Genomic DNA, 21,268 nt, shown 5'->3' with positions numbered 1-21,268 from the left:
GCAACGGCTCCATGGAGGGATCTGTTGCGTCGGGACCATGGCGGAGATCCTGCTGGTTGACGACGATGCGAACGCGCGGATGGTGATGGCGCTCAACCTGCAGCGCCACGGCCATCGGGTGACCCGCTGCGCGGGGGTGCGATCGGCCTGCGCGGCGCTGGCGGAGCGCCACTATGATGTGGTGATCACCGACCTGCGTATGGAGGCGGCCGATTCGGGGCTGGAGGTGGTGCGGACGGCCGCCGCGGTCGAGGGGTGCCGTGTGTTGCTGCTCACCGCCTACGCCAGCGCCGATACGGCGGTGCAGGCGATGAGGCTGGGCGCCTTCGACTACCTGACCAAGCCGGTCTCGATCGACGATCTCGCCGCGGCGGTCGAGCGGGCGCTGGAGGATGGCCGAGCCTCGGCCCCGGAGGGGACGGAGGAGGCGTCGGCGCAGATGCCGGAGGGGCTGCTGCTCGGCGAGTCGCTCCCCATGCAGCGGGTGCGCGAACGGCTGCTGCGCGCGGCGCGGCGCGACTTCACGGTGCTGATCAGCGGCGAGTCGGGCACCGGCAAGGAGTGTTCCGCCCGCTTCCTGCACGCCGCCTCCCCCCGGCGCGACGGCCCCTTCGTGCCGGTGCACTGCGCGGCGATCCCCGAGGGGCTGTTCGAGGCGGAGCTCTTCGGCTACTGCAGGGGGGCCTTCACCGGCGCCGAGCGCGACCGCCAGGGGCTGGTCGAGGCGGCCTCCGGCGGCACCCTCTTCCTCGACGAGGTGGGGGAGATCCCCCCGTCGGTCCAGGTCAAGCTGCTGCGGATGCTGCAGGAGCGCACCGTGCGGCGGGTGGGCGAGCAGGTCGAACGGCCGGTCGACGTGCGGGTGGTGGCGGCGACCAACCGCGACCTCGCCGCCGAGGTGGAGCGGGGCGCCTTCCGCGAGGATCTCTTCTATCGGCTCAATGTCGTGCCGGTCCACCTGCCGCCGCTGCGGGCGCGCAGGGAGGATCTGCCGCTGCTGATCCGCGCCATCCTCGCGCGCATCGGCGGCGGGGAGGAGATCGTCGTCCCGGCGGAGGTGATCGATCGGATCGCAGCGCTGCCGCTGCCGGGCAACGTGCGCGAGTTGGAGAACCTGCTGCAGCGGCTTGTTGCCCTCTCCGACGACGGCCGGCTCGATCCGGCGCTGCTCGACGAGCAGCTCTGCGCCGCCCCACCCGAGGCCGCTCCCGCCCCACCGGCGGCGCTGGACGGCCTTCGCGCCTCGGGCCTGACGCTCGACGGCTGGCTCGAACGGATCGAGCGGGGGCTGCTGGCTGAGGCGCTGGCCGAGTGCGGCGGCAACGCCACCCGTGCGGCGGAGCTTCTGGGGATCAGCTTCCGTTCGATGCGCTACCGGCTGCGCAAGCTGGGGCTGAAGGAGTCTTCTTAGGGGCGGTGATCCGGCCCGCTCCCCTCCTCGGGGTGGGGGTCAGGCGCCGCCGAAGAAGAGGCCGAGGAAGAGCAGCGCGCCGGCCGGGTGGTTGTTGAGGAAGGCGCGCATGCAGCCGTCGCGGCTGCGGTCGCGGATCAACCACTGCTGCCAGCCGAAGAGCAGCGCGGTCAGCGCGACGGCGGTCCACCATGCCTCGGGGTGGGGGAGCGGCGGATCGAGCGTGGCCAGCAGCAGCAGGGCGGCGGCCTGCAGCAGGCCGATGGCCGCGCGGTCCCACCGGCCGAAGAGGAGGGCGGTGGAGCCCACGCCGATGCGCCGGTCGTCGTCGCGATCCATCATGGCGTAGATGGTGTCGTAGGCCACCACCCAGCAGAGGTCGGCGGCGACCAGTTGCCAGGCGATCGGCGGCAGCCGGCCGCATTCCGCGATGAAGGCCATCGGGATGGCCATGGCGAAGGCCAGCGCGAGGAAGAGCTGCGGGATCGGCAGCCACCGCTTGGTGAAGGGGTAGAGGATGGCCAGCGCCGCCGCCGCCGCCGCAAGCCACCGCGCCGGCGGGTCGAGCAGCAGGGCGAGCAGGGCGGCGGCGGCGAGCAGCAGGAACAAGAGCAGCGCCGCCTCGGCGGTGGAGATCTCGCCTGCGGCCAGCGGGCGATCGCGGGTGCGGGCGACGTGGGGGTCGATGTGGCGGTCGGCGATGTCGTTGACCACGCAGCCGGCCGAGCGCATGACCAGAGCGCCGAGGGCGAAGAGTGCCACCCGCATGCCGTCGGGGTGGCCGCGGCCGGCGATCCACAGCGCCCACATCGCTGGCCACAGCACCAGCCAGGTGCCGATCGGCCGGTCGAGCCGCATCAGCCGGCGCCAGGCATCCAGCCGCGCGGCGCGGATCACGCTCCGGAGGTGCTCTGCGGCGCGCGGCTCATCCGCGCAGCTTCCGGTAGAAGAAGTTGGTCGCCGCAACGAAGCCGTCGATGCTGCCGCAGTCGAATCGGCGGCCGGCGAAGCGGCAGGCGACCACCATGCCGCGTTCGGCCTGCACCCGCAACGCGTCGGTGATCTGCACCTCGCCGTTCCTCCCCGGCTCGGTGTGGCGCAGCAGGTCGAAGATGTCGGGGGTGAGGATGTAGCGGCCGATGATCGCCAGGTTGGAGGGGGCCTCCTCCGGGGTGGGCTTCTCCACCATCTGCTGCACCATCAGGTGGTCGTCGTCGATCCAGCGGCCGGCGATGACGCCGTAGTTGGAGAGCTCGGCGCGGGTCACCTCCTGCACCGCCACCACGCTGCAGCGGTACTTGCGCCAGGCGGCGACCAGCTGCGCCATGACGCCGTCGCCGTCGTCGTTGACGCAGAGATCGTCGGCCAGCAGCACGCCGAAGGGCTGATCGCCGATCAGCGTTTCGCCGGTGAGGATGGCATCACCCAGCCCGCGCATCTGCAGCTGGCGGGTGTAGGAGAAGCGGCACTGCTGCAGCAGCGCGCGGATCTCGGCCAGCTGTCGCTCGCGGGCGGTGCCGCGGATCTGGTGTTCGAGCTCGAAGGTGACATCGAAGTGGTCCTCGATCGCCCGCTTGCCCCGGCCGGTGACGATGGCGATCTCGTGCATGCCGGCGGCCAGTGCCTCCTCGACACCGTACTGGATCAGCGGCTTGTTGACCACCGGCAGCATCTCCTTGGCCTGCGCCTTGGTCGCCGGCAGGAAGCGGGTGCCGTAGCCCGCCGCCGGGAAGAGACATTTGCGAATCAACTCCCTACCTCCCTTGCCCCCCCTGTTCGGTCAGCTCCACCACCGCCCAGCCGCTGCCCGGATGGCGGAAGTTGGTCACCGCCCCCCGCCAGATCCGGCCGGCGAGCGCGATCGGGGTGGCGCCGTGCATGTAGAGGCGGAAGTCGGCCTTGAAGGAGACGCCATCCACCTCCACCCGGCCGGGCGGGACCAGCTGTTGCGCCACCATATCGTCGAGGTCGAGCCGTGCAAAGCGGGCGCGACTGATGTCGCCCCCCCGCATCACCCCCTTGCCGCCGTGGCGGGCCGTCGGCTTGAAGACCCACTGCTTGCGCCGGCGCCACCACCAGTCGGGATCGCGGTCACGCATGCGCAGGGTGGGGGGGACCAGCGCGCGGATGGCGGCCACCTCGGCCGCCGGCAGCGCCTCTTCCAGCAGGCCGGGCAGCCAGATGTCGGCCAGCCGCCCCTTGTCGCCGATCAGGGCGTAGCTGCGCGGGTGGGGGTTGAGCGCGACGGTGCCGGCGGTGAAGGCGGCGCGGATGGCGGCCATCTCCGGGCTCTCGAGGTAGAAGTCGGTGTGGCGGTTGTAGATGGCGTCGATCCGCATGCCGTGGAGGAAGAGCCCCTCCGCCCCGCCCTCGATCTCCTCTGGCGTACAGAGCCGCACGGTGCGCCCTTCGGCCTCCAGCAGCCGGGCGTAGGCGGCCATCTCGGGGTACATCGGCTGTTCGGTGATCGCCGCATCGACGATGGCCAGCCGCCGCCAGCTGGGGGGGAACATGGCGCGCAGCCGCGCCTCCAGCGGTTCGTGCCACACCCGCCACGTCGGTTGCGGCAGCCATTCCCCCCGCTGGAAGAGGCCGCCGGCGTTGTTGTTGATCTCGATCAGCCGCGGCCCGTCGTCGGTCAGGTGGAAGTCGTAGCCCATCAGCAGGCTGGGCTGATCGGGGGTGACGCGCGCCGCCGCAGGAAGCATCGGCTCCAGATGGGCCAGCCAGACCGGGTTGCGTTTGAGGGCGAAGATCAGCCGGGCGGCCTCGAGCATCCGCTCCGCAGCCGACCGGGGCAGCGCGAGCCGGAGCGCGTCGCCGGCTACATCAGCACCCATTCGACCCCGTGGCGTTGCAGTCGCCGGCGGAACTGCTGCTGCCACTCCTTCCCCCGCCGGCGGCGCATCAGCTCGACCACCGGATAGTCGACCGCCAGGCCGCTGACCTGCTCCAGCCGGCCCAACCCCTGCAGGCAGGAGGGGCAGGAGGTGAGGATGGCATCGGCACGGTCGGCGGCGCCGGCGAGTCGTTCCTCCTTGCGGGCGCGGATCTTGCCGGCGATCGCGGGGGTGGCCACCGCCATCGTCCCCGCCTCGCCGCAGCAGTCGGGGGATGCCTCCACCTCGTCGCCCAGCAGGGAGGCGACCGTCGCCACTCCGCCGTGGCGCTTCATCGGGGTGTGGCATGGCTCGTGGTAGAGGTAGCGCGTCCCTGCGCCGTTCATCGTCACCCCCTGTGCCACCAGGTATTCGTGGATGTCAATCAGCGGGGCGTCGGGGAAGATCTGCTCCAACTGGTAGGTCGAGAGCTGGTCGAAGCAGGTACCGCAGGAGACCACCACCGCCTCGAAGTCGAGATAGGAGAGGGCGTGCCGGATGCGGTGGAACAGCACGCGGTTGTCGTAGCCGATCTGCGCGCCGCGCGCGGCGTCGCCGGCGGCGGTGCTGGGGTAGCCGCAGCAGAGGTAGGAGGGGGGGAGCACCACGTTGCGCCCCAGATCGAACAGCGCGGCGACGCTGGCCATGGCGATCTGCGAGTAGAGGCGTTCGGAGCCGCAGCCGGGGAAGTAGAAGACCGCCTGGCCGTTGGCCCGCTCGGGATCGCGCACCACCGGGATCATGTTGGCGTCCTTCGATTCGATGCCCAGAAGCTGCCGCGCCGTCTTGTGCGGTGCCACCGGCAGCGGCCGTTCGACGAAGTGGATCACCTGCGCCTGCACCCCGTCGAGGTGGCGCCGCCCCGCCGGTGTCCGCTTCAGCAGCCCGGCGCCCGCCGCCAGCCGGTGGAGCAGCCGCTGGCCGCGGTAGCCCCAGCGGATCAGCAGGTCGCGCATCAACCGCACCGCATCGGGGCGCTGCAGGGTGAGGAAGGTGAGCGCCAGCCGGCTGCCGATGGTGCCGCAGCCCTCTCCGTGCCGCTTGAGCAGCGCCCGCATCTTCTCGGTGACCTCCCCGAAGTCGATCCCCACCGGGCATGGGGGGCGGCATTTGTGGCAGATGGTGCAGTGGTCGGCGACCTCGCGCAGGTTGCCGAACTGGGCGAAGGAGATGCCGTCGCCCCGCTGCGATTCGTAGAGGAAGACCTCGATGATGCCGGCGGCGGCCTGGATCTTGTTGCGCGGCGAGTAGAGCAGGTCGGCGCGGGGGAAGTGGGTGTTGCACACCGGCTTGCACTTGCCGCAGCGCAGGCAGGGGCTGATCACCTCGGACAACTCGCTCACCTCCGCCGCCTCGAGGATCATCGCCTCGTGCTCCAGCAGGTTGAAGCTGGGGGTGTAGGTGAGCGACAGGTCGTGGTCCGGGGTGAGCTTGCCGCGATTGAAGAGCCGCTCGGGATCGAGCGCCTCCAGATAGTCGGCCACCTCTTCGAGATGGGCTCGGTTCATCCAGGGGAGCTTGGTGATGCCGATGCCGTGCTCGCCGGAGATCACCCCGCCCAGCTCCACAGCTTTGGCCATGATCCGTTCGACCAGGTGGTGGGCCTGCTTCATCATGGCGTAGTCGTTGGAGTTGACCGGGATGTTGGTATGGACGTTGCCGTCGCCGGCGTGCATGTGGGTGGCGATGACCAGCCGGGAGGAGCGGGCGCGTGCGGCGGCGGCGGCGAGTTGTGCGCGCAGCGCCTCGAAGCCTTGAAGCCGGTCGCGGATCGGCTCCTCCAGCTCCCGACGCAGCGAGATGCGCAGCCCGCCGTGCTGGATGAGGCGCAGGAGGCTCCCCTTGCCGACGTCGGCGCCGAGCACGCTGCGCGCCGGTTCGTCCAGGCGGGAGAGGTAGCCCTGCCACTGCGCCCGTACCCGGCGCAGCAGCACCAGCGCCTGCTGCAGCTTGGCGCCGAGCGTTTCGTCGGCCTCGCGCTGCGCGCGGGTGAGTACCTCCTCCATGGCGTCGGCGATGGCGATCTTGTTGGCGATCGACTGCTCGATGTTGAGCCGCTCGATGAAATCGCTGTAGTCGGCCAGCCGGTGGAGCGGGATGACCACATCCTCGTTGAGCTTGAAGGCGCGGGTGTGGCGGGCGATCGCCGCCATCCGTCCGCGGTCGGCCCAGAAGCGGCGGCGGTCTTCGTCCGAGACGGCGACGAATCCCTCGCCGCCGGCGATGGAGGCGATGCGGCACACCTCGGCCGCCGCCGCGGCCACCGGCCGCTCCTCGTCGCCGGAGATGTCGATCAGCAGCACCACCTTCGGGTTGCTCCGTCGGCTCGACTTGCCGACGTACTCGATGGCGCGGACATACTTGGCGTCGAAGTGCTCCAGCCCCTCGATGGCGGCCCCTTCGTAGTGGTCGACGAACTCCTTGATCTCGACCATCGCCCGGGTGGCCGCCGACAGGTCGTGGTCGTAGAACTCGCAGCAGACGGTGCGGGTGCAGGCGAAGGGGCGGTGGAGGATGAAGGTCGCCTCGGTGATGAAGCCGTCGCACCCCTCCTTCTGCACGCCGGGCAGCCCGCCGAGCGCCTTGCGGGTGACATCCTTGCCCAGGCCGGCACGGCGGAAGGTGGCGCCGTCGAGTTCGAGCAGCTCCTCCCCCTCCGGCAGCGGGGTGGTGCCGTCATCACGCAGCCGGGTGAGGCGGAAGCGCACCCTCCCGTTCGGATCGATCCGCCCCAGGTTGTGGTCGAGCCGCTCGACCAGCAGCCAGCCGCCGTCGGGGCGGACCATCTTCCACGACAACAGGTTGTCGACACAGGTGCCCCAGAGGACGGCATGCTTGCCGCCGGCGTTGGAGGCGATGTTGCCGCCGATGGTGCAGGCCCAGAGGCTGGTCGGGTCGGTGGCGAAGATGTGGGGCTTGGCCGCCTCCATCACCCGGCCGGTGACCGCGCCGGCGCCGGCGGTGATGGTCGGCACCATCCGGCCGCCGCCGACGTCGCGCTCGACCACCGGGCCGATCCGGTCGAGCTTCTCCAGGTTGACCACCACGGCGTTGTTCTGCAGCGGCACCGATCCGCCGCAGAGGCCGGTGCCCCCCCCGCGCGGGATCACCACCAGCCCGAGCCGGCGGGCGGCGCGCACCAGACCGGGCAGCTCCTCGGCGCGATCCGGGGTGAGGACGCAGAAGGGGTGGTGGTGGCGCCAGTCGGTGGCGTCGGTGGCGCTGTGGGCCAGGGTGAAGGCGTCGAAGTGGATGTTGTTGCGGTGGGTGTGGCGGGCGAAGGCGGCGCGCGCCCGTTTGCGTCGGGCCGGCTCCTCCTCGAACCAGCGGTAGAAGTCGTCGAGCATCCGCTCGGTGCGGGCGGCCACCCGGGTGGCGCGGCTGTTGCCCTCCGCACCGGCGTAGATCCGCTGCAGCCGGTCCTGGTGGATGCGGCGCATGCGCCGCCGCCGCTTCTCGTCGCTGAGCAGGTTGTTGCGGGCGAAGGGGTTGCGCTCGATCAGCCAGACATCCCCCAGGATCTCGAACAGCATACGGGCCGATCGGCCGGTGCGCCGCTGGTGGCGCAGCACGCAGAGATCCTCCCAGGCGGCCTCGCCGAGGAAGCGGTGGACGATCTCGCGATCGGAGCAGGAGGTGTAGTTGTAGGGGATCTCGCGGATCGCGTCGCTCATCGGGTCACACGCAGCGCACCCGCCGCTCCAGCCGGGGCTCGAGAGCGGTCGTGCGCGGAAGGGGAGGAATCGCCGCCCCCTTCGGAGGCGCGGCTGCCGGGCATGGCGCGGCAGCGTAGCCGTCGATCAATGAACGGCCGCTGAATCCCCGCTGAAGGGGGCGGCCCGGTCAGCCGGCCAGCCGGCGCAGCACGAACGGGAGGATGCCGCCGTGGCGGTAGTAGTCCCACTCCCGCGGGGTGTCGATGCGGATCTGCGCCGGGAATCGGGTGATGCCGCCGTCGTCCGCCGTGGCGGTGATCTCCACCGTGGCGGCGCCCGGCCGGATGCCGCGGATGTCGAACCGCTCGAAGCCGGTCAGCCCGAGCGTGGCGGCGTTCTCCCCTTCGCGGAACTGCAGTGGCAACAGCCCCATGCCGACCAGGTTGGAGCGGTGGATCCGCTCGAAGCTCTCGGCCAGCACCGCCCGCACGCCGAGCAGCGCCGGCCCCTTGGCCGCCCAGTCGCGCGAGGAGCCGGTGCCGTACTCCCGGCCGGCGATGACCATCGCTCCGCATCCCTGCGCCTTCAGCGCCGTGGCGGCATCGAAGATGGTCATCTCCTCCCCCTCCGGCTGCAGCCGGGTCACCCCTCCTTCGCTGCCCGGCGCCAGCAGGTTGCGCAGCCGGATGTTGGCGAAGGTGCCGCGCATCATCACCTCGTGGTTGCCGCGGCGCGAGCCGTAGGAGTTGAAGTCGCGCGGCGCAACCCCGTGGGCGCGCAGCCACGCCCCGGCCGGCGAATCGGCCTTGATCGCGCCGGCGGGCGAGATGTGGTCGGTGGTGACCGAGTCCCCCAGCAGGGCGAGCACGCGCAGCCCGGTAAGGTCGCCGATCGGCTCCGGTTCCCTGGCCATGGCGCGGAAGTAGGGGGGCTGTCGGATGTAGGTGGAGTCGGCCGGCCAGTCGAAGCGGTCGCCCTGCGGGGCGTCGAGCCGGCGCCAGTTGTCGTCGCCGCGCTCCATGGCGCTGCCGGCGCGGGCGAACTGCGCCGGGTCGACCGCCGCCGCGGCCTGGGCCAGCTCCTCGGCCGTCGGCCAGATCTCGTCGAGCATCACCGGTCTGCCGTGGGCGTCATGGCCGAGCGGCTCACAGGTGAGGTCGATCTCCATGGTGCCGGCGATGGCGTAGGCCACCACCAGCGGCGGGCTGGCCAGGTAGTTCATCCGCACCTCGGGATGGATGCGCCCCTCGAAGTTGCGGTTGCCGGAGAGGATCGCGCAGACGGTGAGGTCGCCCTCGGCGATGGCCTGCGACACCTCCTGCGGCAGGGGGCCGGAGTTGCCGATGCAGGTGGTGCAGCCGTAGCCGACGATATGGAAGCCGAGCGCCTCGAGAGGCTCGATCAGCCCGGCGGCGGCAAGGTATTCGGCCACCGCGCGCGAGCCGGGGGCGAGCGAGCTCTTGACCCACGGCGCGCGGGCCAGCCCCCGCGCCACCGCCTTTTTCGCCAGCAGGCCGGCGGCGAGCATCAGCGACGGGTTGGAGGTGTTGGTGCAGGAGGTGATGGCGGCGATCACCACCGCGCCGTCGCGCAGGGTGGCGTTGCTTCGGGCCAGCGTCACCGGTCGTGCCTCGATCCCCGCCGCCTCCTTGACCCCGGTCAGGTCCCGTTCGAAGGCGGCCTTGGCCGCGCTGAGGGCGATGCGGTCCTGCGGCCGCCTGGGGCCGGCGATGGAGGGGGTGATGGTGGCCATGTCCAGCCGAAGGTGTTCGTCGAACTGCGGTGGCTCGACATCGTTGCGCCACAGCCCCTGCGCCTTGGCATAGGCCTCGACCAGAGCGATCTGCTGCTGGTCGCGACCGGTGAGCCGCAGGTAGTTGAGTGTCTCGTCGTCGATGGCGAACAGGCCGCAGGTGGCGCCATATTCCGGTGCCATGTTGGCGATGGTCGCGCGGTCGGCCAGCGACAGCCGCGCCACCCCTTCGCCGTAGAACTCGACGAACTTGCCCACCACCCCGTGGGCGCGCAACATCTCCACGATGGTGAGCACCAGGTCGGTCGCCGTCGCACCCGCAGGCAGGGCGCCGGTCAGCTCGAAGCCGACCACCCGCGGCAGCAGCATGGAGATCGGCTGGCCGAGCATCGCCGCCTCCGCCTCGATGCCGCCGACCCCCCAGCCGAGCACCCCCAGGCCGTTGATCATGGTGGTGTGGGAGTCGGTGCCGACCAGCGTGTCGGGCATGGCCACCCCCTGCTCGTCGACGAAGACGACCCGGGCCAGCGCCTCGAGGTTGATCTGGTGGACGATCCCCATCCCCGGCGGCACCACCCGCAGCCGACCGAAGGCCTGCTGGCCCCATTTGAGGAAGGCGTAGCGCTCGCGGTTGCGGGCGAACTCGACGGCCGTGTTGTCGGCCAGCGCCCGGGCGGTGCCGAAGTGGTCCACCTGCACCGAGTGGTCGATGACCATCTCCGCCGGGATCTGCGGATCGATCGCCTCGGGCCGACCGCCGAGATCGGCCACCGCATCGCGCATCGCCGCCAGATCGACCACCGCCGGCACGCCGGTGAAGTCCTGCATCAGCACCCGCGCCGGCATGAAGGCGATCTCACGCGTGGTCCCACCCGGGTGCCAGTCGGCCAGGGCGCGGACGTCTTCCTCGGTGACGCGCGCTCCATCGAGGCGGCGCAACAGATTCTCCAGCAGGATCTTGAGCGCGCAGGGCAGCCGGCTGGTGTCGCCTGCCGCTTCGATCGGGTAGTAGCGGTAGCTGGCCCCTGCCACCTGCAGGGATGCGGGTTGGATCATGGGTGTCGGTACTCCGTGTGGGTCAGGTTGCAGACGCAACCGACAGGATTTGTAAGGGGATCGAAGACCGCGCTCTTCGATCCTCTTGCAACATAACAGATGTCCGCCCGCACACATCCTGGACGGGGGCGGCACGACAACGCCACGATGCCGGCCGGCGGCATCCTCAAGGGCGGATACGGTAGACCCGGACCGGCCGCCGCTTGCCGCGCAGCCGCATCTCCCGGTAGAAGGCGACATGGTCGGCGACCAGCGCTTCGGGCAGTCGCCGGACGCACTCCTCGGTCATCAGCCCTTCGAAGGCATTGGCCGAGCCGCAGAGGCGGGCGGCGGTGTTGGGCACGTCGCCGATCACCGTGAATTCCCGCCGGTGTTCGTCGCCCAGGAGGCAGTAGAGCACCTTGCCGTCCTGCATGCCGAAGCCGACGCCGCAGCTCTGATAGTCGGCGTCCTCCCGCTTGATCTGCGGCAGCTCCCGCGCCATATCGACCATGCAGCGGCAGGCGTTGGCCGTCCGCTCCTCGCCGGCGAAGATGGCCAGGATGCCGTCGCCGAGGAACTTGTTCACGCTGCCGTGGTGGCGGGCGACGATGCGGGTCTGCAGGGAGATGCTGGCGTTGAGGGTTTCGTAGATGCGGTGGGGATCGTGCTCCTCGGAGAACTGGGTGAACTTGCGCAGGTCGGTGAAGAGCACGGTCATCTGCTCCTCGACGGCGAAATCGCGCGGCAGGTCGCCGCCGTAGTGCATCATCATGTCGACGGTCTCCGCCGGCAGGAAGGAGGAGATCGGCGGCGGCCGGTGGCGGATGCCGGTCATGGCGTGGGGTGGAAGCGCGGAGCCGTTTGCGGACGATGGCGCATTTGCGGGCAATGGTAACGGGGCGCCGGCGCGGAGACCACCGTCAGAGACGCTCCCACCAGCGGGCCAGACGCCGCTGGATCCGCCCGCCCCCCCACGAGAAGAGGAGCACTCCGGCCGTCGTCAGCAGGATCAGCCCGAGCAGCCCGAAGCGGTCGAAGAGCGCGATCGCCGCCAGCCCGAGGGCGTGGCCGGCGGCGTAGACGACGATCGCCCAGGAGAGGCAGTTGAGTACCTGCAGGGCGGCGAAGCGGGGGAAGGTGAGGGAGGAGCAGCCGAACAGGATCGCCGCAGCCATCCGCGTTCCGTAGAGGTACTGGAAGAGGAAGATCGACCAGTTGGCGTGGCGGTCGAGGATGGTGTTGACCTTGGGGTAGTGGCGGTGGAGCGAGGGGAAGGCGCGGATCACCTCCATGACGCGCCAGCGGCCGAGGAGGAAGAAGGCGATGTGGCCCAGCCAGGCGCCGAGCGCTGCGGTAGCGATCACCTTCCACGGCTGGAGCAGGCCGGCGGCGGCCGCGGCGGCGGCGGCGATGAGGGTGGTCTCCCCCTCGATGAAGGTCCAGACGAAGACGGCCCAGTAGCCGTACTGCGCGACCAGATCGGAGGCCCACTCGACCATTCACCGCTCCCGGGGTGCGGCGGATCGCGGCGGCGGGCGGACCGGGATGCCGCAGCGCATCAGCTCCTCCTTGGCCTCGGCGATGGTGTGGCTGCCGAAGTGGAAGATCGAGGCGGCGAGCACCGCGTCGGCGCCGCCGACGGTCAGCCCCTCGACCAGGTGGCGCAGGGTGCCGACGCCGCCGGAGGCGACCACGTTGGCGGAGACGGCGTCGACCACCGCCCGGGTGAGCGCGAGGTCGTAGCCGGCCCGGGTGCCGTCGGCGTCCATGCTGGTCAGCAGGATCTCGCCGGCGCCGGCGTCGCTCATCCGCCGTGCCCAGTCGACGGCGTCGATCCCGGTGGGGCGGCGTCCGCCGTGGGTGTAGCACTCCCAGTGGTCGCCGCTCCGCCGGGCGTCGATCGCCACCACGATGGTGGAGGAGCCGAACCGCCGGGCCGCCTCCTCCACCAGCTCCGGGCGGCGCAGCGCCGCCGAGTTGATCGATACCTTGTCGGCGCCGGCGTGGAGCAGGCGCTCGATATCCTCCAGCGATCCGACCCCGCCGCCGACGGTGAGTGGCATGAAGATGCAGGCGGCCACCTCCTCGACCATGTGGTAGAGCGTTTCGCGGTGTTCGTGGCTGGCGCGGATGTCGAGGAAGGCGAGCTCGTCCGCCCCCTGAGCGTCGTAGCGCAGCGCCGCCTCGACCGGATCGCCGGCGTCGACCAGATCGACGAACTGGACCCCCTTGACCACGCGGCCGCCGGCGACATCCAGGCAGGGGATGATCCGCTTGCGCAGCAAGGCGGTGGCGTCAGGGGGAAGGCGCCCGCGCCGCCAGGGCGGTGAGTGCTCCGGCCAGGTCGAGCCGCCCTTCGTAGAGGGCCCGCCCGGTGATGGCGCCGGCGATCCCGTCGAGGCTGTGTGCGGCCAGCGCCAGCACGTCGTCGAGGCAGGCGATGCCACCGGAGGCGATCACCGGGGTGGAGATGGAGCGGGCCAGCGCGACGGTGGCGGCGATGTTCGGCCCGGTGAGCATGCCGTCGCGGGCGATGTCGGTGTAGATGATCGCCGCCACCCCGGCGTCGCTAAAGCGGCGGGCCAGATCGGCGGCGGCGATCTCGGTCGTCTCGCCCCAGCCGTGGACCGCCACCCGGCCGTCGCGGGCGTCGATGCCGACACAGACGCGGTCGGGGAAGGCGCGGCAGGCCTCCTCGACCAGCTCTGGATCGGCCGCCGCCGCCGAGCCGAGGATCACCCGGTCGACGCCGAGCGCGAGCATCGCCTCGATGGTGGCCAGGTCGCGCACTCCGCCGCCGAGCTGCACCGGGATCTTCACCGCCCGGCAGACGGCGGCGACCGCCTCCCTGTTGGCCGGCCGGCCGGCGAAGGCGCCGTCGAGATCGACCAGGTGGAGCCGCTGCGCACCGGCCTGTTGCCAGCGCAGCGCCATGGCCGCCGGATCGTCGCCGTAGTCGGTGGCCGTATCCATCCTCCCCTGGCGCAGCCGCACGCAGTGGCCCCCCTTGAGGTCGATCGCCGGGATGAGCAGAAACGAAAACGGCCCCGCAGCGGAGCCGTCGGCGGTGGATGCGGCCGGGTTCAGCGCAACTGCCACAGCCGTTTGGTCTTGAAGGGGATCATCTGCCACTGCGAGCGGAAGCCCTGCGCCACCTCGGTGGCGCCGGTGATCAGGTAGCCCCCCTTGACCATCTGGGCGGCGATGCGGTCGATCACCCGCTTGCGCTCCTCCACCGTGAAGTAGATCAGTACGTTGCGCAGGAAGACGACATCGAACGGCCCGTGTGGGCGGACCACCGCGCCGAGCTGGTCGGAGACCAGGTTGGCCTTCTTGTAGGTGAGCATCGCCTTGATCTCCGGGCAGATGCGCCAGTTGGTCCCCTCCTGGTTGAAGAAGCGCACCAGCATCTTGACCGGCATGCCGCGCTGCACCTCCATCTGGGTGTAGAGCCCTTCGTTGGCGTAGGCCAGCGCCTCGTCGGAGAGGTCGGTGCCGAGGATGTGGACCCGGCGGTCGGCTTGCGGCACCGACTCCATCGCAGTCAGGGCGATGGAGATCCCTTCCTGGCCGCGTGAGGCGGCCGCCGACCAGATGTTGATCCGCGTCCCCGGCCCCTTCTTGTGGACCAGCTCGGGGAAGATCAGGGTCTTCAGCGCCTCGTAGGGGTACTGGTCGCGGAAGAAGAGGGTCTCGTTGGTGGTCATCGCATCGACCACCGCGTGGGCCAGCGCGCTACGCTCGTCCTTGCGGATCTGCTGGGCCAGTGCGTCGAGCGAGGGGATCTTGTGTTTACGCAGCAGCGGCTGCAGCCGCGAGCGCAGCAGGTACATCTTGTCCTTCTTGACCACGATGCCGCTGTTCTTCAGCAGGAAGGAGCTGATATACTCGAACTCCCGGTCGCTCATAGACATCGATCAGCCACCTCCGTTGAAGAAGCGCAGCACCGCCTCGTCGATCAGATCGAGCGGGTGGACCTCGTGGGCGGCACCCATCTTGAAGGTGGCGCCGGGCATTCCCCAAACCACGCTCGTCTTCTCGTCCTGCACGATCACATGGCCTCCGCGGTTGCCGATCTCCATCGCGCCCGCGGCGCCGTCGGCCCCCATGCCGGTGAGGACGACGGCCAGCGTCTTGATCTGCGGCGCCAGCCTGGCCAGCGAGAAGAACATCGGGTCGACCGCCGGCTTGCAGTGATGCACCTTGGGGCCGTCGTCGAGATGGACCGCCAGGCCGCCTCTGGAGCGGACGATCTCCATGTGGCGGTCGCCGGGTGCGACGTGGATCACTCCCGGTCTGAGCACCATCCCCTCTTCGGCGATGACGCAGTCGGGCGGGCAGGTGTCGTTGATCCGCTTGGCCAGCGAGACCAGGAAGAGCTTGGGCATGTGCTGGGTCAGCACCAGCGGCACCGGCAGGTTGCCCGGCAGCTCCGAGAAGAAGGCGTGCAACGCCTTGGGCCCGCCGGTGCTCGATCCGATGGCGATGATGTCCGGCCGCCCCTTGAGGGTGCGCGGCCGCAGCTTTCCTGGAACCACTCCGGGGGGCGCCGCGGCGGCCGCCGCCTGTTTGCGCTGCTCGGCCATCTTCCGCCGCTGCTCCTCGATGCGGGTGGGGGCGCGCCGGGGTGGCGCCGCGGGCGGCGGTGCGCCCCGACGGCGGCCGGCCAGACGCACCTTCCGGGCGGCGAGGGCGATCTTCTCGTTGAGTACCTTCTTGAGGGTGGCCGCCGGATCGGGGTCGTCGCTGGTCGGCTTGACCACGAAGTCGAAGGCGCCCGCCTCCAGCGCCTTGACCGTCCGCTCGGCGTCGTTGCGGTTGGCGCCGCTGACCACGACCACCTCGACGTTGTCGTCGCGGCCGCCCAGCTCGGCCAGCACCTCCATGCCGGTCATGCGCGGCATTTCCATGTCCAGCGTGACGACTTCCGGCTTGAGGCTCTTGATCTTCTCCAGCGCGTCGACGCCGTCGCGGGCGATGCCGACCACCTCGATATCCCCGAGGTCGGTCAGGCACTTGCGCAGGAAGTTGCGGAAGACGACCGAGTCGTCGACGATCAGGACGCGGATCTTCTGTGTGTTCACATGGTCATCCTTGAATCAGGTCGTCGGGTCGCTTAGGGACGGAGATCCTGCGAGGGGCCGTCGAAGCCGAAGGTTTCGCGGCATGCCCTGATCGAATCGCGAAAAGTCCACGGACGGACCGGTTTCGGCCGGATCAATCCTGCTTGATCTCCAGGCCGAGGATCTCCATCTTGCTGATCACCATATCTTTGTCGAACGGCTTCATGATGTACTCGTCGGCGCCGGCGGCCAGCGCCTTGAGCATCTGGCCCATCCCGGTCTCGGTGGTGACCATGATCACCTTGGGCTCGCTGCCGTGCTCCGGCCGGCTGCGCAGCTCGACCAGGAAGTCGTAGCCGTTCATCACCGGCATGTTCCAGTCGAGCATCACCACCGTGGTGTCGGGGTGGGCCTCGATCTGTTCGATCGCCTGGGCGCCGTCGGCCGCCTCCAGCACCTCGTAGCCGAGTTGTTTCATGATGCGGCCGAGCGAGACCCGCACCACCTTGGCATCATCCACCACAAGCGCTTTCATCCGCTACTCTCCTTCGTTCCGGACTCTCAGTTGCCGCCGCTGTCGCGGTTGGCATCCCCCCCGTCGGGAATGGTCAGCGAGATAAAGCGGTCGACGTTGACCACCACGATCACCCGGTCCTCCTGCTTCATCACCCCCTCGCTCACCTGCAGCCAGATCGGGCTGAGCGAGCGCGGTGTCGCCTCGAAGTTGTCGTAGTCGAGCTCGATCACGGCGCCGACGTCGTCGACGATCAGGCCGAAGTCCTCACCGTTGCTGGTCTCGACGATGGCGACGTGGAGCGGGGCCTCTTCGGCGCGGTGGGGCAGCCCCACCACCGTGCGTACCTCGATCTCGGTGATTACCTTGCCGCGCAGGTTGATCAGCCCCATGACGCAGTCGGGCGAGAGGGGCATCTCGGTGCGGATCTGCTTGGTCACCACCTCACGCACGTTCTGCACCTTGAGCCCGATCCACTGGTCGCCCACCAGACAGGTGAGCAGTTCGGTCAACTGGCTGCTGCTGTGTGCCTCCGACTGGATCACGTTGTTGCCGTTCATCCCGTTGCTCCCCCTCTCAGGCTACAGGCTGTCGAACTCGCCGCGTACGCCGATGTTGTCGAGATGCTCGCGCAGGAACTCCTCGATCGACTGCCGGTCGAACTTGAGCAGGATCTCGGTGAAGAGCGACCGCCGGGCCTCGTCGTCCTCGTCCGGCGGGGTGGCGGTGAGCGCCACGATCGGGATCTCCGCCAGATGGGGGTGTTCCCGCACCCAGGTGGCCAGCTCGTAGCCGTCCATGTTCGGCATCTCGATGTCGGTCAGGATCAGGTCGGGGGTGCGCTCCTCGAGGATGCGCACCGCCTCGGCGCCGTCGGAAGCCTGCCAGATCTCCAGGTTGAGCGTCTCCAGTACCGGCACCACCAGGTTGCGGAAGAAGGGGGCGGCCTCGGCGTAGAGCACCTTGAGCTTGACCTCCGCCTCCTCGCGCTTGTTGCGCTGGAACCAGTTGGGATCGACCTGCTTGACCACCTCGAAGACGTCGACCACCTCGGTGGCCAGATCCTGGATCACCGCCGTGCCGAGGAAGAGCGGCGAGTCGGAGGCCATCTTGATGTCCAGCGGGATCTCCAGGATGTCGATCACATCCTCCACCTGCAGCGCCATCCGCTTGTGGCCGTCGGAGAGGATCAGGCAGTAGATGTCCTCACCGTCGACCGACGGCGCGCCGACCAGGTCGCCCCAGCGCAGCACCGGGATCACCGCGCCGCGGTACTGCAGCACCTCCCCCTTGCTCGAACGCTCGATCCGGTCGGCGGGGAAGTTCTCCAGCCGTTCGACCAGCGCCATCGGGATGGCGTAGCGCTGATCCCCCTGCTTGTAGATCAGGGTGTGCTGCAGCGCCTCCTGACCGAAGCGGGCCCCCTCCTCCTCCATGGCGTAGGCGGTGACGTCGTGCTCCTCGGTCTTCTGCAGCATGCCGGCCAGGCCGTTGCAGTCGAGGATCGGCACCACCCGGCCGTCGCCGAGGATGCTGCAGCCGCCGTAGAGCTTGAGGTGCTCGAAGTGGACCCCCAGCGGCTTGACCACGATCTCCTCGGCGCCGATGATCTCGTCGACCAGCACGCCGAAGGGCTGGTCGCCCACGTCGACCACCACGATCGAGCCGGCGTTGACCTGCCGCTGATCCTGCATCGGGTCGATCTTGACCTCCTCGCCCTCCTTCCGTTTGCGGCGCCGCTCCGGCAGCTTCAGACAATCGCTCAGCCGGAGGATGGGCAGCAGCTTGCCGCGCAGTCGGAAGAAGGGGCGGCCGGCGATCAGCCGCCAGTCCTCGGACTCCTCCGGGGCGTTGAGCAGCTCCTGCACGCTCATCTGCGGCACCGCCAGCCGGTGGCCGCGCACGCCGACGATCATCGCCGAGATGATCGCCAGGGTCAGCGGGATGCGGATGCGCAGCGTGGTGCCGCGGCCGACCTCGCTCATGATCTCGGTGGTGCCGCCCACCTTCTCGATCGAGGTCTTGACCACGTCCATGCCGACGCCGCGGCCGGAGATGTTGCTCACTTTCTCGGCGGTGGAGAGGCCGGGGTTGAAGATGAGCTGCAGCGCCGCCTTGTCGGGCATGGCCGCGGCCTGTTCCTCGGTGATCACCCCCATGGCCACCGCCTTGTTCTTGATCTTCTGCGGGTCGATCCCGGCACCGTCGTCCTGGATGTTGATCAGGATGAAGCCCGACTCCTGCTTGGCCGAGAGGGTGAGGGTCCCCTCCTCCGGCTTGCCCAGCTCGCGCCGGACGGCCGGCAGCTCGATACCGTGGTCGCAACTGTTGCGGATGATGTGGGTCAGCGGATCCTTGAGGGCGTTGAGGATGGTGCGGTCGAGCTCGGTCTCCTCGCCGTGCATCACCACCTTGATCTTCTTCTCCAGCTGCTTGCCGATGTCGCGCACGATGCGCGGCACGCTGCTCCAAATGCTCTGGATGCTCTGCATGCGGGTGCGCAGCAGTTTCTCCTGCAGCTGTTCGGTGATCTGGTCGACGTCGCGCCCCACCCGCATCAGCTCCATCGAGCCCATGGTGGTGACCATCTGCATCAGCCGGTTGCGGGTCAGCACCAGCTCGCCCACCTGGTTCATCAGCTCGTCGAGCAGCTCGACGTCGACCCGGACGCTGCCGGCCCCGGCCGGCTTGCGCTGCGGCTGTGCCGCCGGCGGGCCGGCCTTGGCCGCCGGCTTCTTCGCCGGCGCCGGCGCCGACGGTGCCTTGGCCGCCTGTTTGGGCTGGGTGATCTCCCCCTGCTTCACCTCGGCCGCGCCGGAGTCGGCCGCAGCGGGCTGCGCCTCCGCTTTGGGGGCGCTCTTCGGCTCCTTCTTCTCCTCGGGCGGCGGTTCGGCGATGGCGCCGTCGGCGTTGCCCGCGGCCACCGCCGCCTTGGCGGTGCCGAGCAGCTTGAGCGCGTCGGCAGGGGTGAAGGCGTCGAGCTCCTTCAGCTTGGCGAAGCCGGCATCGACGATTTGCTGCGGCGTGGCCAGACCGGCGGCGGCCAGGCAGTCGCGCAGCTCCTGGCTGTAGTCGGCCGCCCAGCCGGCGAGGATCGTCGCGGGATCGGGACCGGCTCCACCATCGCCCCCCTCCTGCGCGGCGGGCTCCTCCTTCGGCGGGGGGGCGACCCCTTCGCCCTGTTCGGCCATGGCGGCGACCAGCCGCTCCGCCGCCTGCAATCGATTGATCAGCTGCGAGTGGTCGACGTCCGGCTCACACCCCTCGCGCTCCAGATGCTCCAGGATCCCCTTGATGGCGTCGGCGTTTTCCAGCAGCAGTGAGACGATGTCCTCGGTGACGGCGAAGTGGGTGGCGCGGATGCGCGAGAGCAGGTTCTCACCGGCGTGGGCCACCTTCTCCAGCTTGCTCAAGCCGATGAAGCCGCAGCTTCCCTTGACGGTATGGATGGTGCGGAAGATGGCGGCGAGCAGCTCCTCGTTTTGGGGATCGTTCTCCAGATCCATCAACTGCTGCTCGATCTCGGCCAGGTTCTCGTTGCTTTCGGTCAGAAACTCGCTGAGCAGTTCTTCGTCCACGCTCCCATCGCAATGCGCCCCTCCATGGACACCTTGCGCGACGGGGATCGAAGGGCGCCCCCTTCCGGATCCCCGATTGGAACCGACCGGTCGCCTCCGCGGCCGGCCGATGTGCGCGGCCCTCCTGGCCGCGACGGGCCGATGCGGGCCTCAGAAGAGCATGCTTCCCACCAGCTCGATCAGCGCATCGGGCTTGAACGGCTTGACCAGCCAGGCGGAGATGCCCGACTCGTGGCCGACCGCCTTCTTCTCCTCCCCCGACTCGGTGGTCAGCATGACGATCGGCGTCTCGGCGTAGGTGTCGGTCGCGCGCAGGTTCTGGATCATGGTCAACCCGTCCATGTTGGGCATGTTGAGGTCGGTCAGGATCAGGTCGAACGGCTCGCCCGCCTCGGCCGCGGCCAGCGCCGTATCCAGCCCGATCTTGCCGTCGGCCGCCTCCACCACCTGGAAATCGACACCGGTCAGGGTGCGCTTGACGGTCAGCCGGATCATCATCGAATCGTCGACGACCAGGATCCTGGGTGCTCCATCGCTCATTGCTGCTCCCATCGCAACATGTCCCTCCGTGGACGTGTTGCATGACGGGGATCGAAGAGCGCGCTCTTCCATCCCCTTTCAAATCCGTCGGTTGCATGCGCAATCCCCGGATTTGCGCGGCCCTCCTGGCCGCGGACGGCGTTCATCCGCAGAGGCTTCACAGCTCTCTCCTCAGCACTTCGCGTTCCTCCTCCATGACGTAGCGGGCGGCGACCACATCCTTCCACGGCGCCTCCCCCTCCGGGGCGGAGGCGTGCTCGGCCCAGTCGGCCAGGCAGCTGCGGACGTTGTGCAGCCGCTGGCTCACCCGGTCGATGTTCTGCAGGTCGGTGAGCGCCTCCATGATCTGGAACTCCACCGCCTCGCCCGGCTGCTCGTCCAGGGCGCCGGAGAGCTTGATCAGGCCGTCCTCGGAGCTCTCCTTGAGCAGGTTGAGCGCCCCCTCCAGCTGACCGGCGAGCACCCGCAGCAGCCGCCGGTCGGCCACCTGAGGCCAGACAGAATCGCTCATCGTCACATCCTCCCGAACATGTGTGGAAGCGTCCCGCAACCCTAGCCGCGGCCGCATCCTCCCGCCAGTGGGCGCGGCGGGATCACTCCTCCAGCACGGAGCGGATCACCGCCCGCTCCTCCTCCATCACGCAGCGCTGCAGCATGCCGTCGCGCCAAGGGGTGTCGCCTGCGGCCGGCGGCAGGTGGTCGCGCCATTCGACTAGGCAGGAGTGGACGTTGGCGAGCCACTGGCTGACCCGGTCGATGTTCTGCAGCCGCTCCAGCCCGGCCATGATGTGGCCCTCCACCGCCTCGCCCGGCGCCTGCTCGAGCAGCCCCATCAG

Annotated in this window: 18 protein-coding genes; 1 reads left to right on the top strand and 17 read right to left on the bottom strand. The window is 69.6% G+C overall.

Going from position 1 to position 21,268, the window contains the following annotated elements:
• Positions 1-37: 37 nt before the first annotated feature.
• Positions 38-1,411 carry a sigma-54-dependent Fis family transcriptional regulator gene (locus tag D6682_07295; protein RMH50313.1) on the top strand — a complete coding sequence of 458 codons (1,374 nt, stop codon included), beginning with the start codon at positions 38-40 and terminating at the stop codon, positions 1,409-1,411.
• A 39-nt stretch (positions 1,412-1,450) separates the two neighbouring features.
• Here the strand turns inward: D6682_07295 and D6682_07290 are convergent, their stop codons facing one another.
• The 17 genes from D6682_07290 to D6682_07210 form a co-directional block, all read right to left on the bottom strand.
• A complete protein-coding gene (locus D6682_07290) occupies positions 1,451-2,269 on the bottom strand; it encodes a 4-hydroxybenzoate octaprenyltransferase (protein RMH50312.1) in 819 nt (272 codons plus the stop codon).
• Between the two features lie 67 nt (positions 2,270-2,336).
• Positions 2,337-3,161 (bottom strand): UTP--glucose-1-phosphate uridylyltransferase, encoded by an 825-nt coding sequence (gene galU, locus D6682_07285; GenBank protein RMH50306.1) that lies wholly within the window; start codon positions 3,159-3,161, stop codon positions 2,337-2,339.
• 4 nt (positions 3,162-3,165) lie between these two features.
• The gene (locus D6682_07280) at positions 3,166-4,251 is read right to left on the bottom strand and encodes a hypothetical protein (protein ID RMH50305.1); all 1,086 of its coding nucleotides are present in this window, start codon (positions 4,249-4,251) and stop codon (positions 3,166-3,168) included.
• Positions 4,236-7,964, bottom strand: a complete 3,729-nt coding sequence (locus D6682_07275; GenBank protein RMH50304.1) for a DUF3683 domain-containing protein — start codon at positions 7,962-7,964, stop codon at positions 4,236-4,238. Before D6682_07275 ends, D6682_07280 begins: the two co-directional genes overlap by 16 nt.
• A 169-nt stretch (positions 7,965-8,133) precedes the next feature.
• Positions 8,134-10,755, bottom strand: a complete 2,622-nt coding sequence (acnA, locus tag D6682_07270) for an aconitate hydratase AcnA (protein RMH50303.1) — start codon at positions 10,753-10,755, stop codon at positions 8,134-8,136.
• A gap of 166 nt (positions 10,756-10,921) precedes the next feature.
• Positions 10,922-11,572, bottom strand: coding sequence for an adenylate/guanylate cyclase domain-containing protein (locus D6682_07265; GenBank protein ID RMH50302.1), 651 nt, complete (start codon positions 11,570-11,572; stop codon positions 10,922-10,924).
• An 85-nt stretch (positions 11,573-11,657) separates the two neighbouring features.
• Positions 11,658-12,236: a hypothetical protein gene (locus tag D6682_07260; GenBank protein RMH50301.1), complete on the bottom strand. Its 579-nt coding sequence runs from the start codon at positions 12,234-12,236 to the stop codon at positions 11,658-11,660.
• A complete protein-coding gene (gene hisF, locus D6682_07255) occupies positions 12,237-13,022 on the bottom strand; it encodes an imidazole glycerol phosphate synthase subunit HisF (GenBank protein ID RMH50300.1) in 786 nt (261 codons plus the stop codon). It abuts the gene before it with no gap.
• Positions 13,023-13,032: 10 nt separating this feature from the next.
• Entirely contained in the window at positions 13,033-13,869 is an 837-nt protein-coding gene (gene hisA / locus D6682_07250; GenBank protein ID RMH50299.1) for a 1-(5-phosphoribosyl)-5-[(5-phosphoribosylamino)methylideneamino]imidazole-4-carboxamide isomerase, read from the bottom strand.
• On the bottom strand, positions 13,821-14,645 hold the full coding sequence (locus D6682_07245) for a protein-glutamate O-methyltransferase CheR (protein RMH50298.1): 825 nt from the start codon (positions 14,643-14,645) through the stop codon (positions 13,821-13,823). Before D6682_07245 ends, hisA begins: the two co-directional genes overlap by 49 nt.
• 9 nt (positions 14,646-14,654) lie before the next feature.
• Positions 14,655-15,821, bottom strand: a complete 1,167-nt coding sequence (gene cheB, locus D6682_07240; GenBank protein RMH50297.1) for a chemotaxis-specific protein-glutamate methyltransferase CheB — start codon at positions 15,819-15,821, stop codon at positions 14,655-14,657.
• A gap of 133 nt (positions 15,822-15,954) precedes the next feature.
• The gene (locus D6682_07235) at positions 15,955-16,335 is read right to left on the bottom strand and encodes a response regulator (GenBank protein ID RMH50296.1); all 381 of its coding nucleotides are present in this window, start codon (positions 16,333-16,335) and stop codon (positions 15,955-15,957) included.
• Between the two features lie 26 nt (positions 16,336-16,361).
• Positions 16,362-16,874: a hypothetical protein gene (locus tag D6682_07230; protein ID RMH50295.1), complete on the bottom strand. Its 513-nt coding sequence runs from the start codon at positions 16,872-16,874 to the stop codon at positions 16,362-16,364.
• Positions 16,875-16,895: 21 nt separating this feature from the next.
• Positions 16,896-19,892 (bottom strand): hybrid sensor histidine kinase/response regulator, encoded by a 2,997-nt coding sequence (locus D6682_07225; protein ID RMH50294.1) that lies wholly within the window; start codon positions 19,890-19,892, stop codon positions 16,896-16,898.
• Between the two features lie 150 nt (positions 19,893-20,042).
• A complete protein-coding gene (locus D6682_07220) occupies positions 20,043-20,432 on the bottom strand; it encodes a response regulator (protein RMH50293.1) in 390 nt (129 codons plus the stop codon).
• 157 nt (positions 20,433-20,589) lie between these two features.
• Positions 20,590-20,919, bottom strand: a complete 330-nt coding sequence (locus D6682_07215; protein ID RMH50292.1) for a hypothetical protein — start codon at positions 20,917-20,919, stop codon at positions 20,590-20,592.
• Between the two features lie 106 nt (positions 20,920-21,025).
• On the bottom strand, positions 21,026-21,268 hold a 243-nt coding region (locus tag D6682_07210; protein ID RMH50291.1), incomplete at its 5' end, for a hypothetical protein.

This window comes from Zetaproteobacteria bacterium (assembly GCA_003696765.1).
Classification (GTDB): Bacteria; Pseudomonadota; Zetaproteobacteria; order Mariprofundales; family J009; genus RFFX01.
This window is presented reverse-complemented; position numbering and strand designations above follow the sequence as displayed.